This is a genomic window from Mesorhizobium sp. M1A.F.Ca.IN.020.06.1.1 (genome assembly GCF_004023265.1).
Classification (GTDB): domain Bacteria; phylum Pseudomonadota; class Alphaproteobacteria; order Rhizobiales; family Rhizobiaceae; genus Mesorhizobium.
This window is the reverse complement of sequence record NZ_RZSR01000717.1, coordinates 1-3,152: the sequence shown is the minus strand read 5'-3', so window position 1 is coordinate 3,152 and position 3,152 is coordinate 1. Positions and strand designations below refer to the sequence as shown.

The window sequence follows — 3,152 nt, the reverse complement described above, 5'->3', positions numbered from 1 at the left end:
GGATATAGCCTTCCATCGAACGCCCGCCCATTTCCATCGGCCGCGCATGGGGCCGTGCGGCTGCGGCCGCGTGCCCGTCCTTGCCGACACGCACCAGCAAGCCGCGCTTCGAGGTGCCGACCAGCATATTGCCGTTGATCATGAAGCAGGTGCCGCCGAACATTTTCTGTTCCGTGAAAGCGCGCCGGCCAAGGGCCGCGCGCAAGCGCTCGACCATCGGGTCGGGGGCGACGATTGTTTGGGTGACCGACTTCGCCATGCGAACCACTTCGTAATTGCACGGCCTATGCAATCACGAATCCGGGCGACAATTCAATATGCGGAGGCGCGGCGGCGAGGCTGCCGATCTCCCCCACAAGGGTGGAGATGAGCTGTTTACCCCGGCACGCAGCCCTTCAGTTCCGGAAACTTTTCGTCGAAGCGCGCGGCCCAGCGTGTAAGCCGGCCGCGGCCCTTTTCCCACTGGCCGCCGAAACGCAGCGCGAGATAGCCGAGGGTGGCACGCAGCGCCAGCTGGCCGGCGGTGATCTTCTTGGGCAGTTTCGGCGGGTTGGCGTTGAGCAGGTCGAGCGCGGCGGTGATCTTCGCCCACTGGCGGTCGAGCCAGGGTTGATAGACCATGGCGTCCGGTCGCGTGCGCCGCTCGTAGACCATCGACAGCGCGCAGTCGCAGATGCCGTCGGCCAGCGCCTCCAGCACCTCGGCCTCGAGCCGCTTGTCGGGGTTGCGCGGGAACAGCACGTTCTTCGACAGCCGGTTGAGATGCTGGGTGATCGCCCGGCTGTCGTGGATCGTGCGGCCGTCCTCCAGCACCAGCACCGGGATCTTGCCCAGCGGATTGGCCGAGATCAGCTCCGCCGGCTTGTCCTCCGTCTTGACCGGCACGAGGTCGATGGCGATGCCGGCATAGGCGGCGGCCATGCGGACCTTCGAACTATAGGGAGAGGTGGAGGCGTAGAGCAGCTTCGGCATGGATCGGGTTCCTGATTGTCCGCGCGCACTGTTGACCGAATGCTCTTGCCAGAGCAACGGCCAGCGTCGCCAAAACCTACCGCCAGTTGGCCGCACCTTGTTCGAGCGACGCGTGCCGCCGCTACTTCAGGGACCGCTCCATGATGATGGTTCGTTCGTCGTCGTGGAAGCAGTCCCGGAGCGCGCGGAAGCCAAGTCTGAAATAAAATCGCTCCGCGGTGACCGAGGACGGCACCGTCAGCACCGTCGCGCCGTTTGCCCGCGCTGCTTCCTCGATCTCCAGCATCAGCCGGCTGCCGACGTCGCGTCCCTGAAATTCAGGATCGACGAACACAGATCGAACCATTGTTCCGTCCAGCCCCGCGGTACCGACAATTTTGTCGCCGCAAACGGCGACAAAGACTTGGCGCTTCTTGAAAAGTTGCAGCACGGCCGAGGGGCTGAAGCTCTGCTCAACGCGGGCGATGATTTCCGGCCCGTAATCCCTGGCGTTGTTTTTCCGCAGAGCGGCAACAATGACCCGGCTTACCGCTTCGGCATCGCCTCGCCTGCCCGTCGAATTCCAAGCCACAAAGCCATGATCAACCCTTTCTACCTGATCGACGTGCGGCAGCAGCCGACATCGCCCGGACCAGAACGGATCGTGACGATGCGAGCCGGTCGCGCAATAAAAAAGCTCCCGGAAGTTTGCCGGGCGGCAAATTTCCAGGAGCTTTCAGGACAGGCCTTTACCGATCCACTTCGCCCGCTGTTACGCCGAACTGGCGAGAGGGGCGCCTCGACGGCACCCACCCTCGCCTGTTCAGGCTCGCGAGCGAAGTTACGCGACTACTTCTTGGCCGGCGCCTTCTTGGCAGGCGCTGCCTTCTTCACGGCTGCCGTCGACTTGGCGGCTGCTGCTTTCATCGGCGCCTTGGCGGCGGGCTTGGCCGCTGCCTTCGCTGCCGGCTTCTTGGCGGCGGGCTTCGCTGCCGCCTTCGCGGCGGGCTTGGCTGCCGCCTTCGCGGCCGGCTTAGCCGCAGCCTTCGCCGCAGGCTTTGCCGCTGCCTTGGCCGGAGCCTTGGCCGGAGCCTTGGCTGCTGCCTTCGGTGCCGCTGCCTTCTTCGCTGCTGCAGGTTTCGCGGCAGCCTTCGGTGCCGCTTTCTTTGCCGGCGCTTTCGCCGCCGGCGCCTTGGTTGTCGTCTTTGCCATGCGATGCCCCTTGCGTTTTGCCCAAGGTCGTGAGTGACCCGGCGTGCTCATGCATATCTGACTCGCGGCTATCTAGCCAGCGAAGCAACACAATGAATTTCAGTTATTGAATTTTGGTTACGCAAGACGCGTTGACAAGGGCATCGGAAAAAAAAACGACAGAGAATCTTTGCCCGTCGAAGTGAAATTGCGCCGTCGAGAATTCCCGATGCTCTCTATCGACGGATCATCCAGACATCTTGATGCCGCGCAGAGCGCAGAATGTGAGCCTATTGCTCATAATGGACAACGCACACCAAACAAAGCACCTCATCTTGTCCAGCGGAAAGATTTACAAGTCAAGGCGGAGCAGAACCGAACCGGACGAAAGGGCAAAGCTTGCGCGGCAAAAAAGCGAGCTTTGCGCTCACATTCAAGATCTGCCACTGGAGAGCTTGATCCGCTCAGGCTCCGCTGCGGACGGCGTGGAGGACTCCGCCGTTCCATGCTCCTCGCAAGTTCGGGGGGAGAAAACCGTTGCGCACAGTCCTGGAATTGCTGTTCTTCGTTGGTCGCAATTCCGGACGGAAAACCGCTTCGCACTTTTCCTGGAATTGCTGTTCTTCCTTGGTCGCAATTCCGGACGGAAAACCGCTTCGCACTTCCTGGAATTGCTCTCAGGCCAAATGTGAGTATCCTGCTTATATTCTCGGGAGGCAGGTTGGGGATGTCTACTCGCATTGCAAAGCCAGCCCCGCGCATGCGCAAGGAGCCGCGCCAGGCGCGCTCGGTCGCCACCGTCGAGGCGATAATCGAAGCAGGTGCCCGCGTTCTAAGCGAGATCGGCTGGGCGGGCTTCAGCACCAACAAGGTGGCCGAGACCGCGGGCGTGAGCATCGGGTCGCTCTATCAATATTTCCCCGACAAGCTTGCGCTGGTCGACGCCATCCGACGCCGCCACTTCGACCATGTGCTGTCCGTCATTCGCGAAGCCGCGGCCGAGGAGAAGC

Annotated in this window: 5 protein-coding genes; 1 reads left to right on the top strand and 4 read right to left on the bottom strand. The window is 62.2% G+C overall.

What is annotated here, in order from left to right; genetic code table 11:
* From EOA60_RS25650 to EOA60_RS25635, 4 genes are all read right to left on the bottom strand, one after another.
* On the bottom strand, positions 1–259 hold a 259-nt coding region (locus tag EOA60_RS25650), incomplete at its 3' end, for a TfoX/Sxy family protein (RefSeq protein WP_128312102.1).
* A 116-nt stretch (positions 260–375) separates the two neighbouring features.
* The gene (locus EOA60_RS25645) at positions 376–972 is read right to left on the bottom strand and encodes a glutathione S-transferase (protein WP_095800053.1); all 597 of its coding nucleotides are present in this window, start codon (positions 970–972) and stop codon (positions 376–378) included.
* Between the two features lie 121 nt (positions 973–1,093).
* The gene (locus tag EOA60_RS25640) at positions 1,094–1,543 is read right to left on the bottom strand and encodes a GNAT family N-acetyltransferase (RefSeq protein ID WP_095823623.1); all 450 of its coding nucleotides are present in this window, start codon (positions 1,541–1,543) and stop codon (positions 1,094–1,096) included.
* A 257-nt stretch (positions 1,544–1,800) separates the two neighbouring features.
* Positions 1,801–2,163 carry a hypothetical protein gene (locus tag EOA60_RS25635; RefSeq protein ID WP_067330367.1) on the bottom strand — a complete coding sequence of 121 codons (363 nt, stop codon included), beginning with the start codon at positions 2,161–2,163 and terminating at the stop codon, positions 1,801–1,803.
* 739 nt (positions 2,164–2,902) lie between these two features.
* Between EOA60_RS25635 and EOA60_RS25630 the strand changes: the two genes are divergently transcribed.
* Positions 2,903–3,152 (top strand): TetR/AcrR family transcriptional regulator (locus EOA60_RS25630; RefSeq protein WP_206628231.1); only part of this gene is annotated, 250 nt, incomplete at its 3' end.